The sequence below is a fragment of the Acidobacteriota bacterium genome (genome assembly GCA_016196065.1).
Taxonomy (GTDB): domain Bacteria; phylum Acidobacteriota; class Terriglobia; order Terriglobales; family Acidobacteriaceae; genus Acidiflorens.
In genome coordinates, this window is record JACPYL010000010.1 from 606658 (window position 1) to 630180 (window position 23523).

Consider the following 23523-nt stretch of genomic DNA (forward strand, 5'->3'; position numbering starts at 1 on the left):
GTTTGCAAAGGAAGGAAGGTGCAAGTGCCGGAGGCACGACTGAACGCGCACTCCGAACGCCGGCTATTTTCAGGCGTCCCTCCGGGACTGCGAATCCGATCGTTCTACGGTCGAATCTCAATCGGTGTCCCGTCCACCACCAGCGTCCATATCTCGTCCATCTCGGAATCCGTCACCGCGATGCATCCGTCCGTCCAATCCACCAGTCGATGAGCCGCTCCCACCGCGCCTGTCCCATTGGGTAGTCCGTGGATCATGATGTCCCCGCCCGGCGACACTCCCTTTTTTTCTGCATTGTGCCGGTCCCGCTCATTGGGATACGAGACATGAATGGACCGATAAAACTTGCTCTTGGGATTTCGCCGATCGAGCACGTAGTGACCCTCAGGAGTTTTGTGGTCTCCCTGCTGTTCTTTCGCGCCCACCGGGACGCCGCCCAGCGCCACCTTATACGAGCGGATCAACTTGCCATGCGCCAGCAGGTTCAAAGTTCTCTCGCTTTTCAGAACCACAACCGCATCGACCTTCTTTTCCGTACTCAGGCTCATCGAGTGTTCCGCAGCCAGCATCCCAATCAGCAACATCGCAATCATGCTGCGAGTATGGTTGTTCTCATTCCAGAATGCTAGCCTCAATTGAGATGCGAATCACGCGGCCAACACTTTTGATTCTGATGGCGCTGCTGTCCTCTGTCGCTGACGCAGCGCCCCCCGCGCCGCGCTGGACGTTGACCTACCAGCCCGTCCGCGTGGTAAACGGCGCGCCCATTCTGTTCCGTGTGACTACGCCCAAACCGGCTCGTGCACTTTCGGGGAAATGGCTCGACCACGAAATTGTTTTTGCGTTCGACGCCACCAAGAAGGCCTGGTTCGGATTCGCCGGCGCCAGCCTCGAAACCAAGCCCGGCGCCTATCCCCTGGAACTTCATGCCGAAATGAACGAGGGCGCAGCCCTTTCCTACAAGAAGGAAGTAAAAGTGCAGAAGCAACGCTATCCCCGCGTGATCGTGCTGAAAGTCCCGCAGAAATTCACTGCGCCTGATCCCGACCAGATGCGAGTCATCGATCATGACAAGCAGGTGAAAGCCGACGCATTCAAATCGCTCACTCCTGACCGCGAATGGAAAGGAGAATTTCAGCGTCCGGTCTCAGCCGAAATTTCCGATGTCTTCGGCGTGCAGCGCGTCTTCAACGGATCGGTGCAGAGCACCCATCAAGGGCTCGACTTCCGTGTTCCCACCGGTACTCCGGTTTCGGCCGTTAATGCCGGCACAGTGATTCTTGCGCGACCGCTCTATTTTGAAGGCAACTGCATCGTGCTTGACCACGGCCAGGGACTTCTCACTCTTTACCTTCACCTCTCCGAATTCCACGTGAAGGAGGGCGACCAAGTTGCCAAAGGACAGCTCATCGCACTGAGCGGCGGGACCGGCCGCGCGACTGGCCCTCATCTCCATCTTGCAGTTCGCTGGCAGGGAATTTATTTAAACCCGGCGGGACTGCTCGCGCTCCCATTGCCCTGAAACGTATTCATCTCCCCTTGATTAATCGGTGCTGCAAAATGCAACACTTATTATTATTTGTTGCGCAAGTCTCAGTTGGCAGGTATATTACTTTCGCTGTCCGACGGCAGGAGCGATTCGGGGGAAGACGCTTCGAAGGCAGTCCGTTGGTCGCAAAGAGTGCGGGAACCCGAGGGGCCCCCTCACGGGTTCCCGACTTATTGTTGGGGTGTTCTAGGACACCTGACTATTGAACGCTGGATCTGGACTGCCCGCCACCATCTCCTCACCCATCCACACGCCATCGCAGAATGTGACGCTCCGTCCCGAGATTGCCGGGATGCGCTCGCCTGTCACGACAACACCCACCAGGTTAAGAGGATCCGCGGCCGCGATCGTGATGCGATCGCCTGTCAGCGGCAGCTTGCGGGTGGCGCGGAGCGATTCGACCGCCACCGGAAGGGCAAATTGTTCGCCCAGAAATCCGTCGACAAATCGTCCCCCTCGAACCTCGCCGCGATCTTCCAGCCGTCGAAACGCAATTTGCAATTCCCGCCAGCGCGGCAAGTTCGTTTCCCGCACCAGCAAATCGCGAAAAACCACCCCATAACGCCGCAGCAACATCCAGCAGCACGATTCCACGCTGCGGTCGCGATCCGCACCGTCACTGTGCAGCAAGGACCAGCGCCCGGCTGCGTGCCGAGGCCGACGCACTTTGCCCAGCGCACTGCTGGATGCATTTTTCGGAGTCACCAGCGCGCGCAGATTTTCAAATCCGTCGGCCGTTACCAATCCCGCTGCGACCAGTTCCCAAAGTCCCGTTTCGACTTCCGCTTTGAGCTTGCCGGTTGCACGCACCATGTCCGGAAAGAAAAGAGCACCACGCTGTTGCATCAATTCCAGCAGCATCCGTGCCGCCGGGCTCAAGATCGCAGCTACCGAATCGTCGGCGCCCGGATTTCGCGGCTGCATCCAGTCCGCATCATCACGCACGAAGAATGCAATCGGCGCCACCCGCGTCGGAATCACTCGCCGTCTCCGTTCCTGTCCGGGTTCCGCATTCTCTCCCCCGGAATCGATCGTTGCCGGATGCGGCGAAAGCCGTCCCCAGCCTACCGCTCCCGCCAGGCAAAGCTGATCGAGGTGCGCCGGATCATAGCCGGTAATCCGGCGTCCAAGTATGAATCGCTCCCATGCACTCGCAGGAATTTCGAAGCCCTGCAATTGCCGAAGGACTTCCAGCGTTCCATGCTCTCCGCGCACCTGCGTTCCCGGAGCAATATGCTGCCAGCGCAACAGCCAGTTCATGAACTGCGCCGAAGTGACGGGTTCAATTTGTTTCCGTAACGTCGCCACCGTCAGCCGGTGAATCCGCGCCAGCAGTCTCCGCTCGCACCATTCGGTCTCTTTGTGGGGACCGGTCTCTGACCTGTCCGAGCCGAGCGCAGTTCGGCTACTCTGCGGTCGGAATTGTCCACGAAGGATCGCCCCGCCCGCTTCCATCCGCAGCAGCGCCTTTTCAATTTCCGAAGCCGCCAACCCCAAAGTCGCACCCAACTCGGACGCAGTCGTGGGCCCCACGTGCGCCATCCATCCCCGCACCGTAGTCAAAATCGCGTCATCAAAACTCACCGTAGAGGCGGCGCTTGCCTCGGCTGGATGTAAAGCCGCAAACATCTCCCCACGCTCAGCCGCCACCCAGAACCGCCGGGTTTCTTTATCAGTAGGGACATCGGCGACGAGCGCTCGCTGTTCAGACTGCAAGCGCTGGAAAAAGTATTCCCACCGCGCATCAAATTTTCTTTCCTGAGAACTGAGAACCGAGAACTGAGAACTGCCCTCCGGCAGCATCACGAACGTATGCAGCACATCATGCAATTCGTCCGCATCCCGCACATCCGGCCACGCTTCTGCCTGTACCTGCTCGATCGCCGCCGGATCGAGTGCTCCCACTTCTTCCAGCACCGAAGCCGGCAACACGCGCCGCATCTCGACTGCTCGCGCCCGCCGTTCTTCGAGCGGAGCATCATCCAGGTACGCGTACGGATTCGCATTCAGAATTTCGTGCGAGAACTGCGATGGCACCGGAGTATCCACCGCGATGCACCGGATGCGCCCGTCCTCAATGCCGCGCAAGACGTCACGCAATCCGTCCACATCCATCGCCTCGGTCAGGACGTCTTTCATGACCTCGTTCACCAGGGGGTGATCCGGAATCTTGATATCCCCTTCAATATTTTCCTGGCACGCCGCGACATCCGGGAAAACCGCCGCCAGCAGGTCGTCCGATCGCATCCGTTGGATCTGCGGAGGCACTTTCTTACCTCCCTGAAAACGCAACAATGCCAGTGCTCGTGTTGCGTCCCATCGCCAGCGCGTTTGGAACACGGGAGCGACTAGCGCCGCCTGCTCCAGGATCGGCGCCATGGTTTCCGAATTCAGGAAATGAAAAACATCCGCCAGCGGAAAACTATGCTGCTCCGCCAATGCGATGTTGATGCCATTGTCGGTAGCCGCTGCCTGCAACTCGAAGTTGAAGCCCCGGCAAAAGCGTTTGCGGAGCGCCAGTCCCCACGCCTTATTGATGCGCCCTCCGAACGGTGCGTGGATTACCAGTTGCATCCCGCCGCCTTCGTCGAAGAATCGCTCCGCGATGATCGTTGTCTGTGTCGGCACGTCTCCCAACACCACGCGCCCTTCCAGCACATACTGAATCAGCTGTTCTGCTCCGGGAACGTCCAGTCCGCACTCGTCTCCCAACCAAGTGATGACTTCGCTGAGCACCGGAAGATTGCGCCATCCCTCTACCGGCACCACGCCCGGCAAACGGTCACTGATTTCCTTCCGCAAGACACCAAGCTGCTCGGAGAGTTCCGAAGTACGCGCCGGAGCCTCGCCTCGCCAGAAGGGAACCGACGGCGGCGCTCCCTTCGCATCCTCCACCAACATGCGCGACGAACGCCCTTCAACTCTTCGGATGCGCCAGGAAGTATTCCCGAGCAGCATGACGTCGCCCGCCATGCTTTCGACTGCGAAGTCTTCGTCCACTGTTCCGACCGTCGCGCCATCCGGTTCTGCGACGACTGTGAAGAGCGCATTATCCGGAATCGCTCCGCCACTCGTGATCGCTGCCAGTCGAGCTCCCCGCCGCGGACGCAGTCTCCGGTTGATCCGGTCATGATGGAGATAAGCGCCAAACCGCCCGCGCTGCGCCGCAATCCCTTCTGAAAGCATTTCCAGGACTCTGGAGTATGTTTCGCGGGTCAGATTCCGATACGGATATGCTCGCTTGATCAACGCAAATAATTCAGCTTCGTCCCATCCCTCGGGAGAAGTTCCAGCAGCATCGCCAATGCTCTTCACCGTAGCGCCGGCAACTTGCCGGCTGTCGTGGGGGCGCCCCGCCCGCACATCCGCCTCTAAAATCAAGTCACGATTTTCCTGATCGCGAGCCGCACTCACACTTGCTGCGCAGCAAGCCACGATCTGCTGTGCCAGCACATCCAGCGAGCACTCTGGGAAAATGAGACGATCCAATTCTCCCGACCGAATTCCGCGCACCAGCACTGCGCATTCTGCCAGATCATCGCGCGTGGTCACGAAGAACCGTCCTTTCGGAACCGCGCCTCGCCAGTGACCGCTGCGACCTACACGTTGCAGAGCCACCGCAATCGATCGCGGAGAACTGATGTGGCATACCAGATCGACAGTCCCCACATCGATTCCCAATTCCAGCGACGCCGTCGCGACCAGCACTTTCACTTCGCCATCTTTGAGCTTTTTCTCGGCCGCCAGGCGCAGTTTGCGAGACAAGCTGCCGTGATGGGCGGCAACATTCTCTTCTCCAAGCCGCTCGCCCAGTTGGTGAGCGATCCGTTCTGCGAGCCTTCGAGTATTCACAAACACCAGCGTGGAGCGATGCGAGTTTACCAGTTCGACGATGCGGTCATACACCTCGCCCCACATCTCGTTGGAAGCAACCGGACCCAATTCTGAAGAGGGAACCTCGACGCCCAGATCGAGCGTCCGCTTGTGGCCGATATTGACGATCACTGGATCGGGCCGCCCACTGCCTGCGAGAAATCGGGCTACTTCTTCGATCGGTTTCTGCGTTGCCGAAAGCCCAATCCGCACCGGCGGGCGATGGGCGAGAATCTCCAGCCTCTCCAACGACAACGCCAGATGCACACCTCGTTTGTCGTCCGCCACTGCGTGAATCTCGTCGACGATCACGGTCTCTACGTCGCGCAGGATTGCCCGGCTCTTTTGTGCCGTCAGCAGGATGTAGAGCGACTCCGGTGTTGTCACCAGAATGTGCGGCGGACGCCGCAACATTGCCTGCCGGTCTTTCATCAGCGTGTCGCCGGTTCGCACCGCAGTGCGGATCTCCGGCATGAGCAATCCGCGCTCACCGGCCATCTGCAGAATTTCACCAAGCGGGATTTCGAGATTCTTTTGAATGTCGTTGCCCAGCGCCTTCAGCGGAGAGACATAGAGGACTTCCGTCCGATCGCGGAGTTCGCCTGACAGAGCTTTTCGCACCAGTCGATCGATGCAAGCCAGGAAAGCAGCGAGCGTCTTGCCCGAACCAGTAGGCGCAGAAATCAGCGTCGTGTGGCCGGCGAGGATGTGTGGCCAACCCTGCTCCTGAGGCTCGGTAGGCGTCGAAAAGCGTTCGACAAACCACTCCTGCACCAGCGGATGAGCCCAGGCAAGAGAGGAGGGAAGGGACGACATTCAGAGATTGTACCCACAACCGGAGATTTCGTAAATTGTTCGCCTTCAGTGCTCGCGGGGACCTGTCCGGCTTAGCTGGCGTCAAGACAGGACGACATCTCGCCAATGTTAGAATCGCCACGCAATGTCGAAACCTCGCGCCAAGAAAATTAAGCTCATCCTTTTCGATGTAGACGGTGTTCTCACTGACGGCAAGATCTGGATCTTTCCCTCTCCAGCCGGCGCAGATCAAAGCGTGCTCGAGCAATCGGCGGGTGCTCCGTCCAAACTCCGCTCGGGCGTGTCTGCCCCGGAGGCTCCGCAGCCTGGGTTCGGTTTTCAGAGTGCCAGCCTGATCGAAGCCAAAGGCTTTCACGCCCACGACGGCACCGCCATTTCGCTGGCGCGACTCGCTGGACTCAAGACCGGCCTCATCACGAAGCGTCGTTCCGAAACCGTCGCCCTTCGTGCGCGGGACCTGAAGATCGATCACGTGTATCAAGGCATTCAGGACAAGGCCGGCGTCTTTCTTCAGATAATCGAGAAGGAAGGAATCAGCGCGTCCGAAGCCGCTTTCGTCGGCGACGACGTCATCGACCTGCCCGTGATGCGCCGATGCGGCCTGGCCATCGCTGTGAAGAACGCCCGTCCGGAAGTGAAATCAGAAGCTCACATGGTGACCGCCCACGCCGGCGGAGATGGCGCCGCCCGCGACGCAGTCGAGTTCATATTGAAGGCGCAAGGAAAATGGAAGAACGTAGTCGAAGAATACATTTCCCAAAGAGGCGGATAGGAAATCCAGCAGCCGCGAAGCGGCGCAAGATTGCAGCCCACGGCGTAAGCCGTGGGTAAAGTGAAATTCAGACGGAGCCCCAAAGGGGCGAAAGAAAGTAGTGTAAACAGCGGAAGGTTTGGCTGACTGCTAATTCAACCCACCGGCCGCTTGCTTGGGGCGTGCTCGGGTTTAGCGACCGGTGGGCTGCTTTTCTCCTTACTCACCCTGTTGTTTTCAGGAGCTATTTCTCCTTCAAACCCGTAGGTCCGCGGGAAGTTTCGCGACTCACTTTAAAAAATCTGAAAAAGATTGACGCCGCCTTATTCCGGGATGGCCGTCGTCTTTGCCGCCATCAGCTCCGCGAACCGCGGATCCTTTCGCAAACTGGAGAACTCATTATCTTTGTATACGTTAGCGATATCTTTATAGCCGTCCTCCATCGCCTTTTTCAGATAGCGTAGCGACCGGTCAGCAACTCCCATCCGAGCGTAGAGTTTCGCAAGGACATAGTCATAACGAGCCCGATCTTCGGGGGAAGGAAGCTGCGCCTGCACCCCAGCCCGTGAAATCCGCTCAAACACGTCCGGATCGATCTCCATCGCCTTCGAATAGTTGTAGGCAGCTTTCTCGAACTGCTTCTTGGCGAAATAAGCCGCTCCGAGATTGCTGTAGTAAGACGCAGCATCCGCGTTTAGCGCCACTGCCTTCTCATAATTCTTGATCGCTTTTCCGTAATCCTTTTGCTGGTAGAAGACGACTCCCAGATTGTTAAAGGCGTCGGCATGACCACGGTCGGCTTTGATCGCCTGGTTGAAATTCCTGCGCGCTTCCTTGTATCGCTGGAGCATCAGGTTGCAGATCCCCATCTTGTTGAGGAGCGCCCCCGTACCTCCATTACGGCTGATGCCTGCTTGGTAATAATCTAGTGCGTCCAGATAGCTCTTATCAGCGCGCAACTCGTCCCCGCGTGCTTCCAGTTCGGCAGCCGAAGCGCCCGGAGCCGGAGGATCCGCCCGGCGCATGGGCAATGGACCCACCTGCACCATCTCGGTATTTTGTGAAAATGTTGGTGCCGCGAGCACGAAGAGGAGAACGACAACAAACAGCGAGGTCACTCGTTTGCAGGAAAGCATGGTTGACCTTCCTTATACTTATTGCGGTTTCGTACCATCCTCAGGCTTAGACGGTGGAGGAGTGTTTTTGTCATGGGAGCCGCTATCGCCCTTGAAAGCGTCTGCGATCTTACCGAAGAAGCCTTTCTTCTTTTTCGCAGCATCCCCATCACCTTGGACACCGTTGGCTGTCTGTTGGTTCCCGTTGGGCGGCGGGAGCGGTTTTTCTGAGTTTCCTCCAAAAATGCGGGAGAAAAATCCTTGGTTCGTACTCTGATCGCAGGTATCACGCGGCTCGGTCCCTGCCACGAACGCAATCGTATAAGTATCCGGACAGGAAGGAGTTGCGAGCCGGTTCGTAATCTTGTCCAGTTGCACGTCAACCACGCCCTCGGGCTGGCTGAACCCCCGGACATCCGCATACTGCGGCAACGTGACCGCCTTCTTCATGAATTCAGTCCAGATCGGCGCCGCCGTCATCGCGCCGCTCAAGCGCAGATCGCTGTAGTCGTCATATCCAACCCACACGATGCAGAGCAGATTCGAGGTATATCCCGCGAACCACCCATCGTGCGAACTGCCCGTCTTGCCGGCCGCCGGCGGAGCGAACCCGCGCCCGCGCACCGGCGTAAAGCCCAGGCCGTTGTTGATTACACTTTCCATCATGTTGGTGATGACGTAAGCGACTCGTGGATCGAGTACCTGTTTTTTCTCCGTGCCGAAGTTCATCACAACGTCGCCCTGCGCGTTCCGCACCGAGTTCACAAAAATAGGAGACAGCCGCATGCCCCCATTCGCAAACGACGTGTACGCCGCCGTCATGTCCACCGGACTCGCGTCGTAAGCCCCGAGTGCCATCGCTGGGGTCGCCTTCACCGACGCGATCCCGGCGTTCCGCGCCAAGTCCGCGACCTTGTCATAGCCCACTTCTTCCGCCACTTTCACGGTTGCATTGTTGAGCGACATCGCCAGCGCATACCGCAGCGTCACATCGCCGTGATATTCCTCTTTGTAATTACGTGGCTCGTAAATTTGATCGCCGTAAGTAAATGTGGAAGGCGCATCCGGAACCGTCGATGCCGGAGTCAAAATAGGCGTCGATCCGTCGATCCCTGTATTCAGCGCCGCCGCGTACACAAACGGTTTGAAGATGGACCCGGTCGGCCGCTTTGCCAGCGCGTGATTCAGTTGGCTCATCCCGTAATTGCGCCCACCCACCAGTGCCTTGATCTCGCCCGTATGCGGATCCATTGCCACTAGCGCGACCTGTGCCTGCGGGCCAGGAGCCACCGTCGTCTCAAATTTATTTTTGCCGACCTTCACCTTCTTGGTCCGCATCTTGGTGATCTGATCATCCACCAACTTGATGCCCGTCTCGACCGCCTGCGCCGCTGCCCGCTGCAGGTCGGGATCCAGTGCCGTGTAGATGCGGTACGACTGATCATTCAATTCCCGCTCGTTCAGTTTGCTGATCACCGCGTCGCGCACCATGTCGACGTAATAAGGAGCGTCGCTGGCCTCGACATTCGGAGGAGCAAGTTTCAGCGGCGCAGCTTTTGCCTTGTCGGCCTGATCGCGAGTGATCACGCGATTCTCCGCCATCGACTCAATCACCGTGTTCCGGCGTTCCAGTGCTCTTTCCGGATGCCGGTACGGCGACAGATAACTCGGCGCCTGGATCAATCCCGCCAGCAGCGCCGCTTCCGGCAGCGAGACGTCTTTCAGATCCTTGTTGAAGTACGACTTCGCACCTTCCGCCAGTCCGGAGATTGTGAACGATCCGCGCTGCCCCAGATCGACCCGGTTGGCGTAAAACTCAAAAATCTGTTGCTTGGAAAATTTCTGTTCCAGCTGGACCGCAATCAGCATCTCGATCAACTTGCGCTTGAACGTTTTTTCCGGCGTCAGGAAAAACGCGCGTGAAAGCTGCATCGTGATCGTCGACCCACCTTGTTGATGGCGCTGATGCGTAAAGTCCACCCAGGCCGCTTCCGCCAACCGAAGAAAATTGACTCCGCCATGCTGGAAGAAGCGCCGGTCTTCGATCGAGATCACGGCATCCACCATCATCTTGGGGATGTCGTCGTACGTGACCAGAGACCGCTTGGAGCGTTGCTCCGCGTCAAAAAGCGAGGTGACCAGTTGCGGTTCGAGTTCATAGGCCGCCAGGTCGCCCGCCGACCGGCTCTTGATCTCCGACACTTTTCCGTCGGCAACCGTGATCGTCGCCGGCTCTGGGCTGTGATACGACTCCGGCCCCGGCAACACTTCAATCGAACTGCCCTTTACGTGGTAACTGCCGAGCGGCGACTGGCCATCCTTCTCGCCATATCCCGCGTGCCGCAACTCGGCCGCGATGTCATGGACGGTAAACGGCGATCCCACCCGCACCACGCGCGGGCCAGCAAAAATCTTCGCCGAACTCGCAAACACTGGATCCCGGAATCGCTGCTCAATAATGCGGTCGTACTTTACATACCAGTAGGAAAAGAATCCCACTACCAGCAACGACAGCGACAGAAACGCCAGCAGCGCGGCGCGCAGAATGGGATCTCGCGGCAACAGCCCTTTTCGGCCCTTCGCCCCAGGTGCCGCAGTCGGAATTTTTACCTTGATAGCCACAGGGATCGTGTCAACCATTTACAACAGCAATTCACCGTCCGAAACCAGAACCGATTGGAGGGAATCACCCGCTTGATTCTAAACCACAAGCAGGCCGCTACCGTCATTGGATGCGTGTCAAGGAATAGACGGGGGTGTGGGAGGAATCGCGGTCTTGCTACTGCGTCCACCGGAAAAATCTCTGAAACGATTTTCGATGTGACTGCACTATCCATTAAAGAAGGCGACGCCAATAGGCGATTCGCCGATGTTTAGGACTCAGCCAGAGAACTTCTGGTGAAGGTCCAGTGTAAGGTGCCGGATCCGACGGGGAAGCGGATCCGGCGCTTTGCTTTTGTGCCCCGGAACCAAATGGAATATCGAGAGAATGATTGACAGGAGTCGTTCGAAACGGACTGAAGGTGATTCAGGCGAGCCGCAGGACAATAAACAAGCCGCCCTAGTACAGCCCCTTGTTACTGCTCGAAGGATGGAACTCCAGCGTAGTCGAATATCCGGGTAGGGTGACAGGAACGCTATACTGCGCTTCGATCGTCAAGCTGCCGGTGCCGCTGGTGCCAGTGCGGCTCACGCGCACTTGCTTGTTGGTAAGTTGGATGTCATATTCCCGCGCGTGCTTGATCACCGACTCTCGGATCTCTTCTTCCGAGCGGCTGCCATACGTCGACTGCAGCGCTTCGTTCTTGATCGCATCCTCGAACTGGTAGTTCGAGAAGTAGGGTGGGATAAGCTTCAGGCAGAAGATGGCCGCCAGGACCATCATCCCTACCCCGAGAATCATTTTCACGGATCCCATAGCGTTTGACGCCCTGCCCGCCAGGTTTCTAATTCGGCTCTAATGCGGCAGCAGGGCTTGAAAGTACTCCCCTATGGCAGAAATCTTAACGTCACTGGATTGCCGAGTCGAGCGCTGAACGACTTCCACAGTATCGTCGGTAACCTTCTTCCCAACGTTGATTCTAAAAGGGATACCGACTAGATCGGCGTCCTTGAACTTGACTCCCGGCCGTTCATCCCGGTCATCCATCAGCACATCGATCCCGGCCCCTTCGAGCGTCTTGGCAATCGACTCCGCGGCCGTCCGGATCTTTTCATCCCCCATGTTGGTGGGGACCACCACCACCTCGAACGGCGCAATCGAAGGCGGCAACCAGAATCCATTCTCATCGTTGGATTGTTCAATCGCCGCGGTGAGAATGCGCTCGATGCCAATTCCGTAACTGCCCATGATCGGTGCGACTTCTTTGCCATTGCGATCGAGCACACGCGCGCCCATCGACTCCGAATACTTGTATCCAAGTTTGAAGATGTGCCCGATTTCCACCGCCCTATCGATACGCAACGCGGCACCACAATTCGGACAAGCCTCACCCGCCGTCACCGCACGCAAGTCGGCGTATGCCGTCGGTTGAAAGGTTTTTCCAGGCGTCAGATTCTTGACGTGATAGTCCTCTTTGTTTGCGCCGCCAATCAGGTTGGAACGTCCTTCGAGCGCTTTGTCGACGATCAGAACTGGTTTACCGGAATCTTTCATATCCTTCGCCCACTCGATGCCGAGAGGTCCCAGATATCCGGCTGGCGACTTGAACAGCTCGCGAATTTCTTCTTCCTGCATCGGACGCGCTTCCTTGCCGCCCACTGCCGTCGATAACTTCGCCTCGTTCATCTGGTGATCGCCGCGCATCAGCAACACCACCGCTCGCAAACGGGACTTCTGCGTCTTCTCATCCGTCTCGGTAATCATCATCGCGAGCGTTTTGATCTTATTTTTCGGAGACACTCCCAGAAACCGCGCCACATCTTCGATCGTCTTTTGCCCCGGAGTGTGCACCTGCAACGGCGTTCCATCGCCCTCGGCCTTAAGATCTTCGACCGGATCGAGCGTGGAAACCGCCTTCTCAAGATTCGCCGCGTAGTTGCACGTGTCGCAGCTGACGATCTGATCTTCGCCCGCCGGAGTGCGCACCATGAACTCATGGGACTGCGATCCGCCCATTGCGCCAGAGTGCGCTTCCACCACCATGTACTTCAGTCCGCAACGATCGAAGATGGTGCGATACGTTTTGTCGTGCTTCTTGTAGGAAACGTCGAGGCCGTCGGAATCGATGTCGAACGAGTAAGCATCCTTCATGATGAACTGCCGCACCCGCAGCAGTCCCGATTTCGGGCGCGGTTCGTCCCGGAACTTGGTCTGAATCTGATACCAGATCTGCGGCAACTGTTTGTAGCTGCGCAGTTCCTTGCGCGCGATATCGGTCATCACTTCTTCGTGCGTCATGCCCAGGCAAAGGTCAGCGCCCTTGCGGTCTTTCAGGCGAAACATGTTGTCGCCCATCACTTGCCAGCGTCCACTTTCTTCCCATAGGTCGCGCGGATGCAGCGTGGGCAGATAAAATTCCTGGCCAATCCTGTCCATCTCCTCGCGCACAATCCCCATGATCTTGTTGATGGTGCGATTGCCCAGGAATAGAAACGAATAAATGCCCGCGCCCAGTTGGCGGACGTATCCCGAACGGACAAGCAATTTGTGACTGGCGACCTCGGCATCCGCCGGGGCCTCGCGAAGAGTCGGAATAAACAGTGCAGACCAACGATGCATAGTTGTGTTCTCGATGGAGTAGAGAATCCTAGATTGTAAATGATGGCCGGGCAGGGCTCGCGCGCAGTGTGGACAAACTCACCTAGTGGCGAGGAATTCTACGGCGCCAGCCGCTGCAGGATTTGCTTCCCCAGTTTCTGAGCCTCACCGAAAAATTTCTGATACTCCACAAACAGCCGGTTCAGTTCAATGGACTGGTCAGGCGTGAGCTTGTTGCGCAGCAACATGTCGCGGACGTGAACCGGGTTCGGCAACGTCGCCTCTTCGGTCAGTTCTTCCAGCGCGGTGGACGGATTGTAGTGGTACATCAACCTATTCTATCGTGACCATCACACCGCTGAGGCCGCGCTCCGTTTCGCTTCGTCGAGTTTGCGCAAAACGGATTCCACGGTTGTCACGAGCAGATCGGAACTCTTGTCCAGTTCGAGCGCGGATTTCTCGAAATAGGCTGCCGCACCTTCCTGCAAAAACCGTTCTTCATTTTTCTGCGAGAGGCTGGTGAGGATCACAATTGGGATCGCTGCCGTGCGCGAATCTTCTTTGAGTTTGCGGAGCAGGTCCGGCCCGCTCAGTTTCGGCAACATCATGTCGAGCAGGATGATATCCGGCAAGATCTCGAAGGCCACGCGGAGTCCTTCTTCGCCGTCGCCGGCCGTGCTGACGTCAAATCCCGCGCGGATCAGCACGCGCTCGTTGGCCAGGCGCAGGAACTTGCTGTCTTCCACCAGCAGAACTTTCGGGTTGGGCGTGGGCACGAGGTCCCTCTAGTTGCCCTATCGGCAGACCAGCGGAGAGGTTTAGGATCTGCTCTGCATTCCTCCGCAAAAAAACGGGGCTGCCGAAGCAGCCCCGTACGGTTAGATCGAACGTTACTCGACTATTTCCCCGTGCCCGTGAGCGGCACTTGCTGTGGGCTATTGCCCGCGTTGTCTGTCAGGGTCACGGCACCCGTACGCACTCCGACTTGAGTTGGCGTAAAGGTCACCTTGATCTTGCAGAACTTGCCGGGAGCGACCGGAGTGCCGACTTTGCAGGACTTCGCAATGATCACGAAAGCAAAGTCTCCGCTGATCGAGACGCCGGTGAAGTTCAGGGGCGAGCCCCCCGTATTCGTAAGCGTAACTACCTTGGCGGGGCTCGTTATGCCCACAACCTTCTTGGCAAACGTCAGCGAGGGCGGAACCAGGCTCACGACCGGCCCAGTCGCAGTTACGGTGAGCGACACGGTCGTCGTGTGAGTCAAGTTGCCGGACACGCCGCTGATGGTCACCGTCGAGGTCCCGGGTGCAGCGCTTACGCCAACCGTCAGAGTCAACGTGCTGGTTGACGTGGTGGGGTTCGGATTGAATGCGGCGGTCACGCCGTTCGGCAGACCAGACGCGCTCAGATTGACGCTACCGTTGAAGCCATTCTGCGGTGCCACCGTGATCGTGCTCGTGCCGCTGGCGCCTTGCGCTACGGTCAGCGAGTTCGGGGTTGCCGACAGGCTGAAATCAGGCGCGGCCACAACGCTGACGACCACTGCGTTCGACTCGATGCCGTTCGCGACGGCAGTCAAGTTATAGGTTCCGGAAGGAACTCCGGCTGGCACATCAAACTTCGTGGAGTTGGGCAACCCAGGCGCGATCGAGTGCGTGGCCTCACCGTGCGTAGTCGCGTAGAAAACATGGTTCGGTGCAACGGCCTGCACCAGGCGAACCAGCGGATAGTTCGTGACTCCCTGGTAATCGTCACCGTAGCCGCTGCCTTCGGACAGGCCATTCAGTTGGTTGCCAGAAAGCGCGTTGTTGGTCGAGGGGCTGTTGATCGTCCCGCTCACAGGATTGATGGTCGGTGCCACGCCCGCAACCACACCCGCAGCCGGCGTATAAATTTCGACGCGGCCGCTGAAGTCGGTAAACATGATCTGTCCGGTGGGAAGAATCATGAGATGTCCCACGAACGACGAATCGGCGGGGCAGTTCTGCGGATTCGCGGTGTTCGCCAGGGTGTTGGCGACCGGATCGTACTCCACGAACTGGCATCCCCCGAGGAACAGCCCAGGACTGAGCATGGCCAGCACTTTGCCGTTCGGCTCCAACGCCGCCGGACCATCGGTCTGGTCCAAATTGTTTGCCGGAGTTGGACCGGCCGTCCAGGCGTTGGTGGCAACGTCGTACAGCGCGGTCGCCGGTACCAGTCCGCCAAACTGGATTACTTTGTTGTTGTACATCATGATCGCGGCGCCGAGTTCTTCGTCGTTCGCGTTATAGAGTTGGATCGGAGTCTGCGGCCCGCACGACCACAGGCCGGTCCCCTGGTCGTAGAGTTCTGTTCCCTTGGCCGTTCCGCAATTGGAATTGTTTTTTGCATCGACCGTCAGTACCTTGTCATTCGTCAACAACGTGAAGCCGGATTCATCATTATTCGGTTGCAGCACGGATCCGGTCGCTATCCACGAATTTGGTCCGTTAAACAAAGCATTCTGCGCGGTACAGCAGTTCGCCTGCATGTACGTTCCGTTTGCCAGAACGACACTTTGCGCATCGCCCAGGTTGACCCAGCCCGTTGGCGGAGCATTCGAAGTCCATGTGATCGTGCTGCCGGAAACAGTTCCGATCGCACCGAGGGTGGTCCACGCCGAGCGTCCCAGGTTGTACTCTCCGCCTTCCACGACAATCGTCTTGCCGTCCAGCAGCACTTGCGATCCGAAGAACCAGGGCGAATAGCCCGTGGGCAATTGTCCGCCCGAACTCCATGTGCCATTCAGGTAACTGCCGGTGGCGTCAGGAGTGAGGAGGTACCAGTTGCGGGAGTTGCCACTTTGCTCTTCGTGCACCAGAACTCTTCCGTCGCGGAGCAGTAGCATGGCGCCGACGTTCGCTCCGGGTTGGTTCTTCAGCGGCTTCCAGGTTTGGGAAACGGCAGCTCCCACCAGTGCCAACAGCACGGCGGACGTGACAGCAAGTTTTCGTAGCAGATTCAAGCGGATTCCCCTTTTCGGCAGGTAGGCAAAACGACCTATACTGTAACCGCATTTCCGCTCATTGGATAGAGTGAAAAGATTCGCACTTGGAGTGCACAGTGATGGCCTGCACTACTACCGACTATAGGAGTTGATCGCTTTCCATTTCGCGAGAAATGGCCGGAATTGAGGCAATGGAACTGCACGATTTCAGCCGTGCCGAAACCGGACTTGTATCGGGACACCCCTGTAGCATTCCCGCAAGTGGCCGCTCATTAACGAAGCCCCGCCCAGGCAACACCTGAACGGGGCTCGGACAATAACTAGTTTGAGACGCAGTCGCCTGCGCCCCCCGTCCTATTTACATGAGTCGCTGACCATTTTGACCGCGGTCACGGTCAGATGGCCGTGCTCCGTACTATCTTTGTCGACAGTATTTTTGGCATCTTCCTTCATGTTGTGCATGGCCGCGTTGGCAACCACGCCGGTTGCGGTTACTGTGTGGCCAACGTGGTCAGCGAGAGCAACTTTGTCGCTCTGCACTTCCCATGAACTGCCGTCACTGCCTTTGATCACGAACTCCTTCGCACTATCGCCTTGTGACAGACATCCGGTGACATCTCTCACGTCTTTCTTGGAGCCCGCCAGCGCCGAGAGACTGGCAGCCAGAATGAAGCACAACAGAATTGATTTACGCATTGGTTTCCTCCTATGTGTACATGGAACCGCAACTTCGATGCAGATTACCCGCTGCGGTTTGCCGGGCATGCGCACGCGGTAGACAATTGTTGACCGCAGTCTTCTTCTGTATTCGATTTTTATGGGTGAGGTTCCCTCGTTTTCATGGACTCGCTGAAAACCGTTTGCTACGATCCAGGCCCATGAGAATCCTTCGGTGGTTGCCGTTAGTTGTGGTTGCCCTGTGCCTCTCTGCCGTTGCCAAGACCGCTGGAATGACCGACGAAGACCGCGAGCACTTACTCGTTCACTTTCAAATGACCGGATCCATGTTGGCCGAGGAAGTGAGCGGCCTTTCCCCCGTCCAACTGGAGTACCGCGCGTCACCCGACCGGTGGACGATCCGCGAATGCGTTTCTCATTTGGCGGTTGCCGAGCCCGACTACTGGCGTGACCTGAAGGATGCCATCAAGGCTGCGCCGGATATGCAGAACAAGAAATCGTCAAATACCGACGCCGATATCATGTGGTATGGGATCGATCGCGTCGTGCATACGAAAACTGGTGGCGGGCACGAAAAGGTCGACACCTACAAAGACCTCGGAGAAGCGATGTCTAAGTTCCAGGCGCTGCGTGCGACCATGATCGACTACATCAAGACTACCAACGACGACTTACGAGCCCACAGCTTCGGGGGAAAAGACCCCATCGACAGTTGGCAATGGATGCTCGAAATCTCCACGCATTCCGAGCGTCATATTCAGCAGATTCGCGAGATCAAAGCCGACCCCAACTTTCCCAAAAAATAGATCGGACCGGGCGCCTCTCTGTGCCCGGAGTATCCACTACTTCTTTTCGGCAAGCGCCACATTAGACGCCGAGGAGAGCCGCGCAATTTCATCGAGCTTTCTGCGGCCTTCCGCGACGTCAGAGGCCTGCGTCGCGTGATTCAGAAATGCCTGGATATGTTGCACTGCCTGCTCATAGTCGGGCTTTTCCAGCAGGATCACTCCCAGCAGGTACTCCAGTTTGGGCACGCGATGTTCGCGATCGATCTGCAATCCGCGGCGCGCGCTTTTTTCCGCGGCGACCAGATTCCCCGCTCCGTAGTAACTGATTGCATTGGACAACCATGCCTCCGGAAAACTCACTGGATTCAGCGCGAGTAACTTCTCGCTGGCATCGCAAAGCTCCTGCCAATTTCGCTCGCGCTCGGCAAGCTGTATGAGGCCGCGATAGGGATTGATGTACTTCGGGTCGGCCGCCACCGACTGCTGGAATGCATGTCGCGCCGCAGTGGAATCTTTCTTTTCCAATTGCACTCGCCCCAGTTCATTCCAGGCCGCCGCAAACTTAGGATCGAGCGCGACCGCTTTCTCGAGTAACTTCTGGGCTTCGTCCCATTTGCCCTTCTTCAGTTGCTCCTGGCTCTTCTCGAACGCTTTCTTCGCGGCGGGCGGTGCCTGCGCAGTTGTCGCGCTGACGGTGAAACCTTCGACGTTCGCGAGGCGGTGCAGGACGATGTGTCCGATATCGGCGTTTTCGTCGCCGGAGATTCGTCCGCCGAGTTGCACGATATCGGACGTGAAACCCGGAAGTGCGGCTTGCAGTTCACAATCCTGCGGGATGCGATCGAAAACTCCTGAGCGGCGCTCAGGAGCAGGCGAGTCGGCGCCGAAGTTTACGTCGCTGCCTGTGTCCCTTTGCCCGCCGAACTGGAAGGTGAAGAACCCGTGGGAGTCGGTCCGCGTTTCCGTGTGCCGCTGTCCGCGACAGACGGTCTGGATCTCGACCGCGTCGGTGAGGAAGTCTCCGCCATCGATGACGATCGTCCCGCTCAGGAAGACTCCGCCGATCGCTGTCGAGTTAGAGGCAGAGCCGTTGCGGCCCAGGCGTCCGCTTTGCGCGAAAGCAGTGAGAAGAAAAACCAGAACCAGGCACACCGAAGCGAGAAAGCGTTGCACGGACGCCCCCACACAACAGGAATTGACAGAGTGTACTCCTGTTGAGTGTCGATGCAACCGGCAAAGTGATTGCCGGATGACCGTGTCCGCAGCGCCGTTCTATTTCAGTTTCACAAACAGCAGCACGAAGATCGCCCACACGCCGACCGTCACCGGAAACTGCACCAGTTGTGCATCCCGCATCGCGCCGCCTCGCGGGACCAGATACGTAAGCGCCAACATCGCTAAAGCCGTGAGTACGCCGAGAGCAAATTTTGTTTTTGAATTCATCTTGGCTCTACCTCGCTTAGAGTTGCGCCCATCTTGCACGCCGATTCGTCATCTTGCGACGACACATCATCCTCGCAAAACCGCCAAAGCGCAACTCGGACGGGCATGGCGCGAGAATCTCGTCCATGCCAGCCGGCGTGGATCGATCACTACAATCTGTCATCCTGAGCGTAGGATCTGCTTCGCGGATGCGAAGCAGATACGGAGTCGAAGGACCCCGGTACGGCTTGTGCTGATGGGAACGTGGCAGGGAATTCTCAAGATGCCGAGCGCACGGGGAGAACTCCTTGCGGCAACCGGATCGACCGAGAGGGTATGGGGGTCCTTCGACTTCGTGGGACTTCACTTCGTGAAGTCCCACTTCGCTCAGGATGACAGTGGGTAGGAAATAGAAAGGGGCGGCTTGCGCCGCCCCTTAAATTCAAAAGCCGCGGGCGAGGGCGCCCGCGCCACACAATCTATGTTCCTTCGTTCCAGCTCGCCAGATATTCTTCCTGCTCCGGCGTCAGGCGATCGATCTTGATGCCCATCGATTCGAGTTTCAGTTTGGCGACGCGCTTGTCGAGGTCGACCGGTACGGTGTAGACCTGCTTTTCGAGCGATGCGTGGTTCTTCACCATGTAGTCGCAGCAGAGGGCCTGGTCGGCAAAGCTCATATCCATCACCGACGCCGGATGCCCTTCGGCGGACGCCAGGTTGATCAGGCGGCCTTCGCCCAGCAGATTGATGCGGCGGCCGTCTTTCATGGTGTATTCCTCGACGAAGGTGCGGGTCGTGCGCTTCGAGGACGACAATTTTTCCAGCGACGTGATGTCGATCTCGACGTTGAAGTGTCCCGAGTTCGAGATGATCGCGCCGTCCTTCATCAGTTCGAAGTGCGACTTCGCCAGCACGTTCTTGTTGCCGGTGACGGTGCAGAAGACGTCGCCCAGCTTGGACGCCTCTTCCATCGACATCACGCGGAAGCCGTCCATCACAGCTTCGAGCGCTTTCGTCGGATCGATTTCGGTCACGATCACTTCCGCGCCCGCGCCGCGAGCACGCGAAGCGAGACCGCGTCCGCACCAACCGTAGCCGGCGACGACGAACTTCGATCCTGCAAGCAGGAAATTCGTCGCGCGGATGATCCCGTCGATCGTGGACTGTCCTGTGCCGTAGCGGTTGTCGAACAGATGCTTGGTGTCGGCGTCGTTCACGGCGACGATCGGATATCGCAGCACGCCCTCTTTTGCCATTGCGCGCAGGCGAATCACACCTGTGGTCGTCTCTTCCGTTCCGCCAATCACGTTCGCCAGTTCCGCGGTGCGCTTGGTGTGCAGCACGGAGACGAGGTCAGCGCCGTCGTCCATCGTGATCTGCGGACGATGATCGACCGCAGCCATGATGTGCGAGTAGTAGGAATCGTTGTCCTCGCCCTTGATGGCGAAGGTGGGAATGCTGTAGTCGCGGACCAAGCTGGCCGCAACGTCGTCCTGAGTCGAAAGCGGGTTGGACGCGCAGAGCGCAACATCGGCGCCGCCGTCGCGCAGGGCGATCATTAAGTTTGCAGTCTCGGCCGTCACGTGCAGGCAAGCCGATACGCGGATGCCCTTCAGCGGCTGGTTTTTGATGAATTCCTTGCGGATAATCTGCAAGACCTTCATCGACTGGTTCGCCCACTCGATACGCTTCTTGCCCAAATCGGCCAGATCGAAATTCTTTACATCACAATTGATGGTCGGTGCTGTAGACATTGAGCTCCTAATTAAAGCCAGAAGATAAGAAGTCAGATTGCAGAAGGGCTTCGAGCTTCGAGCCGCGAGCTTCGTGCAACCAGAATCTTGGTTTGCTCGTAGCTCGCAGCTCGGAGCTGCTTATTTTCGTGCGCCCACGGGCTCGCGCTTCAGCCCGGCATCGGCTGCGAGTTTCGAGGCCTTGTCGGTCGCTTCCCACGTGAAGTCAGGATCGTTGCGTCCGAAGTGGCCGTACGCAGCGGTCTTGCGATAGATCGGGCGGCGCAGGTTGAGTGATTCCATAATGCCGCGCGGTGTCAGCTTGAAGTTCGCGCGAACCAAGTCTGGAATCAGCTTGGCATCCACCTTCTCAGTTCCGAAAGTATCCACCAGGACGCTGACTGGTTCGGCAACACCGATCGCATACGCCAGTTGCACTTCGCAGCGATCCGCGAGTCCAGCCGCAACAATATTCTTCGCGATGTAGCGCGCCATGTAAGCCGCCGAACGATCGACCTTCGTCGGATCTTTACCCGAGAAAGCGCCGCCGCCGTGACGTCCCATGCCGCCGTAGGTGTCAACGATGATCTTGCGTCCGGTGAGCCCGCTGTCGCCCATCGGCCCGCCGATGACGAAACGTCCGGTCGGATTGATGTGGTACTTCGTGTCTTCGTCGAGCAGGTTCGACGGTACCACCGCCTGAATCACATGCTTCATGATGTCAGCGCGCAAATCGTCGTTCCCGATCGATTCCGAGTGCTGCGTCGAAACGACAACCGCGTCCACACGTTTCACTTTGCCGGACTCGGAGTATTCAACTGTAACTTGTGATTTTCCATCAGGACGAAGGTAAGGGCAGGTGCCGTTCTTGCGGACTTCCGAGAGTTTCTGGCAAAGCTTGTGTGCCAACGAAATGGGCAGCGGCATCAATTCCGGAGTTTCATTGCATGCGAACCCAAACATCATTCCCTGGTCGCCGGCGCCGCCGGTGTCTACGCCCATGGCAATGTCGCCGGATTGCTTGTTGATGCTGGAGATCACGGCGCAAGTGTTGGAGTCAAAGCCGTAGACGGCGTTGTCGTAGCCGATTGACTGCACGACTCCGCGAACGATGGTCTGGAAATCGACGTATGCTTTGGTGGTGATTTCACCGGCGATGACGACCAGGCCGGTGCAGGTCAGGGTTTCGCAGGCGACGCGGCTGGCGGGGTCTTCACGCAGGCAGGCGTCGAGAATGGAGTCAGAAATCTGGTCGGCGATCTTGTCGGGATGGCCTTCGGTGACTGATTCCGAAGTAAAGAGAAAACGATTTGTTGGCAAGCTGATTATCTCCTCAAGGTGACTTCGAGCCTAGCGTTCAACGAGGCGGGGGGCACGACCTTCATGGCACGTCGCCGGGGTTCCTTAGTCTCCTAAAAACGGTACCAGAGATGGTCGCCGGGCGCAACGAATTTGGCGTCTGGGGAGGGGTAACGCAGCGAGTGGTTACTGGGCGCATCGAATGGAATCGCAGACAGGGTAACTGGAAGAAACTAAAGCGCGAATCTTACGGGTTCGAAGGCTTTGATGGAGCCTTGGGAAGCAGACCGCTGGGGTTGAAGCTGAGGGTTTTGACCTCTCCATAATCGCCCTGGGAAGGGAGCTTCTTGCCGTTGAAGACGAAGTCGAGGGCGCCGATGTTTCCGGCCTTGATGATGACTTCACTTCGGGCGTGGACGGCGCGCTGACTTTCGGCAATCAAAGTTTCTTCAAAGAGTGCCTTGCCGTCCGCGGAGGCGGAGATCCAGGAGTCTTCACGAGCCAGGATGACCAGGGTGAACTCGCCGGGCGAGGCTGCCGCGGAGGGTTGCATTGGGGTCGGGACGGAGCTCTTTTCAACTACCGACTGGGTTGGAGGGCTGGCTACTTTCGCTTGAGACGCTGATGTCTGAGGCGCGGAACCGGAGACCGCGGCGGGGCTGGCGGGATGCGCCTCGGATCGTGTGGTGGAGTTGAGCGTTGTTGGATTGACCGATGTTTCCGCAGGTTGATGTTCTTCAGGCTTACGATGCGATCGGCTCCACAGGAAAAGCGCCAGCGCGATCACCAGCAGTCCCCCGGCGAGCCACTCCCACGGGATCTGGCGGTCGCTAGGCCTTGATTGGCTGGCCTTGGCGGCTGCAATTTCGGCGACGAGTTTCTCATCGGGAGGCAAAACTGGGCCTTCGCCGGAGGCTTCGAGGTAATCGGCGACCGCCTGGTCTTCGTCGAGTCCGACGAAGCGGGCGTAGGAGCGCACGAAACCTTTGTTGAAGATGCCGCCCGGCAGAACGTCGAAGTTTTCCTCTTCCAGTGCCTGGAGCATACGCGTCCCGATCTTGGTGGCACCGGAGATCTGGTCCAGCGTGATGGCACGCTTTTCGCGTTCGGTCTTCAGTTTTGCGCCAAAGGAAGGCAAGTGATTCTCCCGCTCGGAGGCGGCGACGGAATTGTACACTCTGTAGGCGGCAACACAGACAACAGCACTTCTATCCTAGGCCAGTTACCGCCGCAGAGGGGCGGTATTTCGAGGCTGCAGTCGACCAGTTGGTTTGCAGGTTCCCGTTACTAACGTGCATTGCCCAGCCAGTGCGGCCAAACTTATAATCCGA

18 protein-coding genes are annotated in these 23523 nt (G+C 57.9%); 3 read left to right on the top strand and 15 right to left on the bottom strand.

Going from position 1 to position 23523, the window contains the following annotated elements:
- Nucleotides 1–104 precede the first annotated feature (104 nt).
- Complete coding sequence (locus tag HY010_05945) at nt 105–593, bottom strand: L,D-transpeptidase family protein (protein ID MBI3475252.1); 489 nt, start codon at nt 591–593, stop codon at nt 105–107.
- Between the two features lie 29 nt (nt 594–622).
- On the opposite strand from HY010_05945, the gene HY010_05950 reads away from it, so the two are divergent.
- On the top strand, nt 623–1522 hold the full coding sequence (locus HY010_05950) for a M23 family metallopeptidase (protein ID MBI3475253.1): 900 nt from the start codon (nt 623–625) through the stop codon (nt 1520–1522).
- Nucleotides 1523–1735: 213 nt separating this feature from the next.
- Here the strand turns inward: HY010_05950 and HY010_05955 are convergent, their stop codons facing one another.
- Nucleotides 1736–6238: a DEAD/DEAH box helicase gene (locus HY010_05955; GenBank protein MBI3475254.1), complete on the bottom strand. Its 4503-nt coding sequence runs from the start codon at nt 6236–6238 to the stop codon at nt 1736–1738.
- 124 nt (nt 6239–6362) lie between these two features.
- On the opposite strand from HY010_05955, the gene HY010_05960 reads away from it, so the two are divergent.
- Nucleotides 6363–7010 (top strand): HAD hydrolase family protein, encoded by a 648-nt coding sequence (locus HY010_05960; GenBank protein MBI3475255.1) that lies wholly within the window; start codon nt 6363–6365, stop codon nt 7008–7010.
- 302 nt (nt 7011–7312) lie between these two features.
- Here the strand turns inward: HY010_05960 and HY010_05965 are convergent, their stop codons facing one another.
- The 8 genes from HY010_05965 to HY010_06000 form a co-directional block, all read right to left on the bottom strand.
- Nucleotides 7313–8125 (bottom strand): tetratricopeptide repeat protein, encoded by an 813-nt coding sequence (locus tag HY010_05965; protein ID MBI3475256.1) that lies wholly within the window; start codon nt 8123–8125, stop codon nt 7313–7315.
- A gap of 18 nt (nt 8126–8143) precedes the next feature.
- Nucleotides 8144–10744, bottom strand: a complete 2601-nt coding sequence (locus HY010_05970; protein ID MBI3475257.1) for a PBP1A family penicillin-binding protein — start codon at nt 10742–10744, stop codon at nt 8144–8146.
- Between the two features lie 421 nt (nt 10745–11165).
- Complete coding sequence (locus HY010_05975) at nt 11166–11507, bottom strand: hypothetical protein (protein MBI3475258.1); 342 nt, start codon at nt 11505–11507, stop codon at nt 11166–11168.
- Between the two features lie 54 nt (nt 11508–11561).
- The gene (locus HY010_05980) at nt 11562–13325 is read right to left on the bottom strand and encodes a proline--tRNA ligase (GenBank protein MBI3475259.1); all 1764 of its coding nucleotides are present in this window, start codon (nt 13323–13325) and stop codon (nt 11562–11564) included.
- Nucleotides 13326–13423: 98 nt separating this feature from the next.
- Nucleotides 13424–13633 (bottom strand): hypothetical protein, encoded by a 210-nt coding sequence (locus tag HY010_05985; GenBank protein ID MBI3475260.1) that lies wholly within the window; start codon nt 13631–13633, stop codon nt 13424–13426.
- A 21-nt stretch (nt 13634–13654) separates the two neighbouring features.
- Nucleotides 13655–14080, bottom strand: coding sequence for a response regulator (locus tag HY010_05990; protein ID MBI3475261.1), 426 nt, complete (start codon nt 14078–14080; stop codon nt 13655–13657).
- Nucleotides 14081–14202: 122 nt separating this feature from the next.
- Nucleotides 14203–16290: a choice-of-anchor D domain-containing protein gene (locus HY010_05995; protein MBI3475262.1), complete on the bottom strand. Its 2088-nt coding sequence runs from the start codon at nt 16288–16290 to the stop codon at nt 14203–14205.
- Nucleotides 16291–16626: 336 nt separating this feature from the next.
- Nucleotides 16627–16968, bottom strand: coding sequence for a hypothetical protein (locus HY010_06000; protein MBI3475263.1), 342 nt, complete (start codon nt 16966–16968; stop codon nt 16627–16629).
- A gap of 182 nt (nt 16969–17150) precedes the next feature.
- On the opposite strand from HY010_06000, the gene HY010_06005 reads away from it, so the two are divergent.
- Entirely contained in the window at nt 17151–17756 is a 606-nt protein-coding gene (locus HY010_06005; protein MBI3475264.1) for a DinB family protein, read from the top strand.
- A gap of 36 nt (nt 17757–17792) precedes the next feature.
- Here the strand turns inward: HY010_06005 and HY010_06010 are convergent, their stop codons facing one another.
- From HY010_06010 to HY010_06030, 5 genes are all read right to left on the bottom strand, one after another.
- Entirely contained in the window at nt 17793–18911 is a 1119-nt protein-coding gene (locus HY010_06010; GenBank protein MBI3475265.1) for a tetratricopeptide repeat protein, read from the bottom strand.
- Between the two features lie 99 nt (nt 18912–19010).
- Nucleotides 19011–19181, bottom strand: coding sequence for a hypothetical protein (locus HY010_06015; GenBank protein ID MBI3475266.1), 171 nt, complete (start codon nt 19179–19181; stop codon nt 19011–19013).
- A gap of 458 nt (nt 19182–19639) precedes the next feature.
- A complete protein-coding gene (locus tag HY010_06020) occupies nt 19640–20914 on the bottom strand; it encodes an adenosylhomocysteinase (protein ID MBI3475267.1) in 1275 nt (424 codons plus the stop codon).
- Nucleotides 20915–21034: 120 nt separating this feature from the next.
- Entirely contained in the window at nt 21035–22213 is a 1179-nt protein-coding gene (locus HY010_06025) for a methionine adenosyltransferase (protein ID MBI3475268.1), read from the bottom strand.
- A 226-nt stretch (nt 22214–22439) separates the two neighbouring features.
- Nucleotides 22440–23330 (bottom strand): helix-turn-helix domain-containing protein, encoded by an 891-nt coding sequence (locus HY010_06030; protein ID MBI3475269.1) that lies wholly within the window; start codon nt 23328–23330, stop codon nt 22440–22442.
- Nucleotides 23331–23523: the final 193 nt, after the last annotated feature.

Excerpts from the sequence above, each read along its gene's own strand:
- HY010_05945 (MBI3475252.1), bottom strand. The coding sequence starts at position 593 with ATGATTGCGATGTTGCTGATTGGGATGCTGGCTGCGGAACACTCGATG.
- HY010_05950 (MBI3475253.1), top strand. The coding sequence starts at position 623 with ATGCTAGCCTCAATTGAGATGCGAATCACGCGGCCAACACTTTTGATT.
- HY010_05955 (MBI3475254.1), bottom strand. The coding sequence starts at position 6,238 with ATGTCGTCCCTTCCCTCCTCTCTTGCCTGGGCTCATCCGCTGGTGCAG.
- HY010_05960 (MBI3475255.1), top strand. The coding sequence starts at position 6,363 with ATGTCGAAACCTCGCGCCAAGAAAATTAAGCTCATCCTTTTCGATGTA.
- HY010_05965 (MBI3475256.1), bottom strand. The coding sequence starts at position 8,125 with ATGCTTTCCTGCAAACGAGTGACCTCGCTGTTTGTTGTCGTTCTCCTC.
- HY010_05970 (MBI3475257.1), bottom strand. The coding sequence starts at position 10,744 with ATGGTTGACACGATCCCTGTGGCTATCAAGGTAAAAATTCCGACTGCG.
- HY010_05975 (MBI3475258.1), bottom strand. The coding sequence starts at position 11,507 with ATGATTCTCGGGGTAGGGATGATGGTCCTGGCGGCCATCTTCTGCCTG.
- HY010_05980 (MBI3475259.1), bottom strand. The coding sequence starts at position 13,325 with ATGCATCGTTGGTCTGCACTGTTTATTCCGACTCTTCGCGAGGCCCCG.
- HY010_05985 (MBI3475260.1), bottom strand. The coding sequence starts at position 13,633 with ATGTACCACTACAATCCGTCCACCGCGCTGGAAGAACTGACCGAAGAG.
- HY010_06000 (MBI3475263.1), bottom strand. The coding sequence starts at position 16,968 with ATGCGTAAATCAATTCTGTTGTGCTTCATTCTGGCTGCCAGTCTCTCG.
- HY010_06005 (MBI3475264.1), top strand. The coding sequence starts at position 17,151 with ATGAGAATCCTTCGGTGGTTGCCGTTAGTTGTGGTTGCCCTGTGCCTC.
- HY010_06015 (MBI3475266.1), bottom strand. The coding sequence starts at position 19,181 with ATGAATTCAAAAACAAAATTTGCTCTCGGCGTACTCACGGCTTTAGCG.
- HY010_06020 (MBI3475267.1), bottom strand. The coding sequence starts at position 20,914 with ATGTCTACAGCACCGACCATCAATTGTGATGTAAAGAATTTCGATCTG.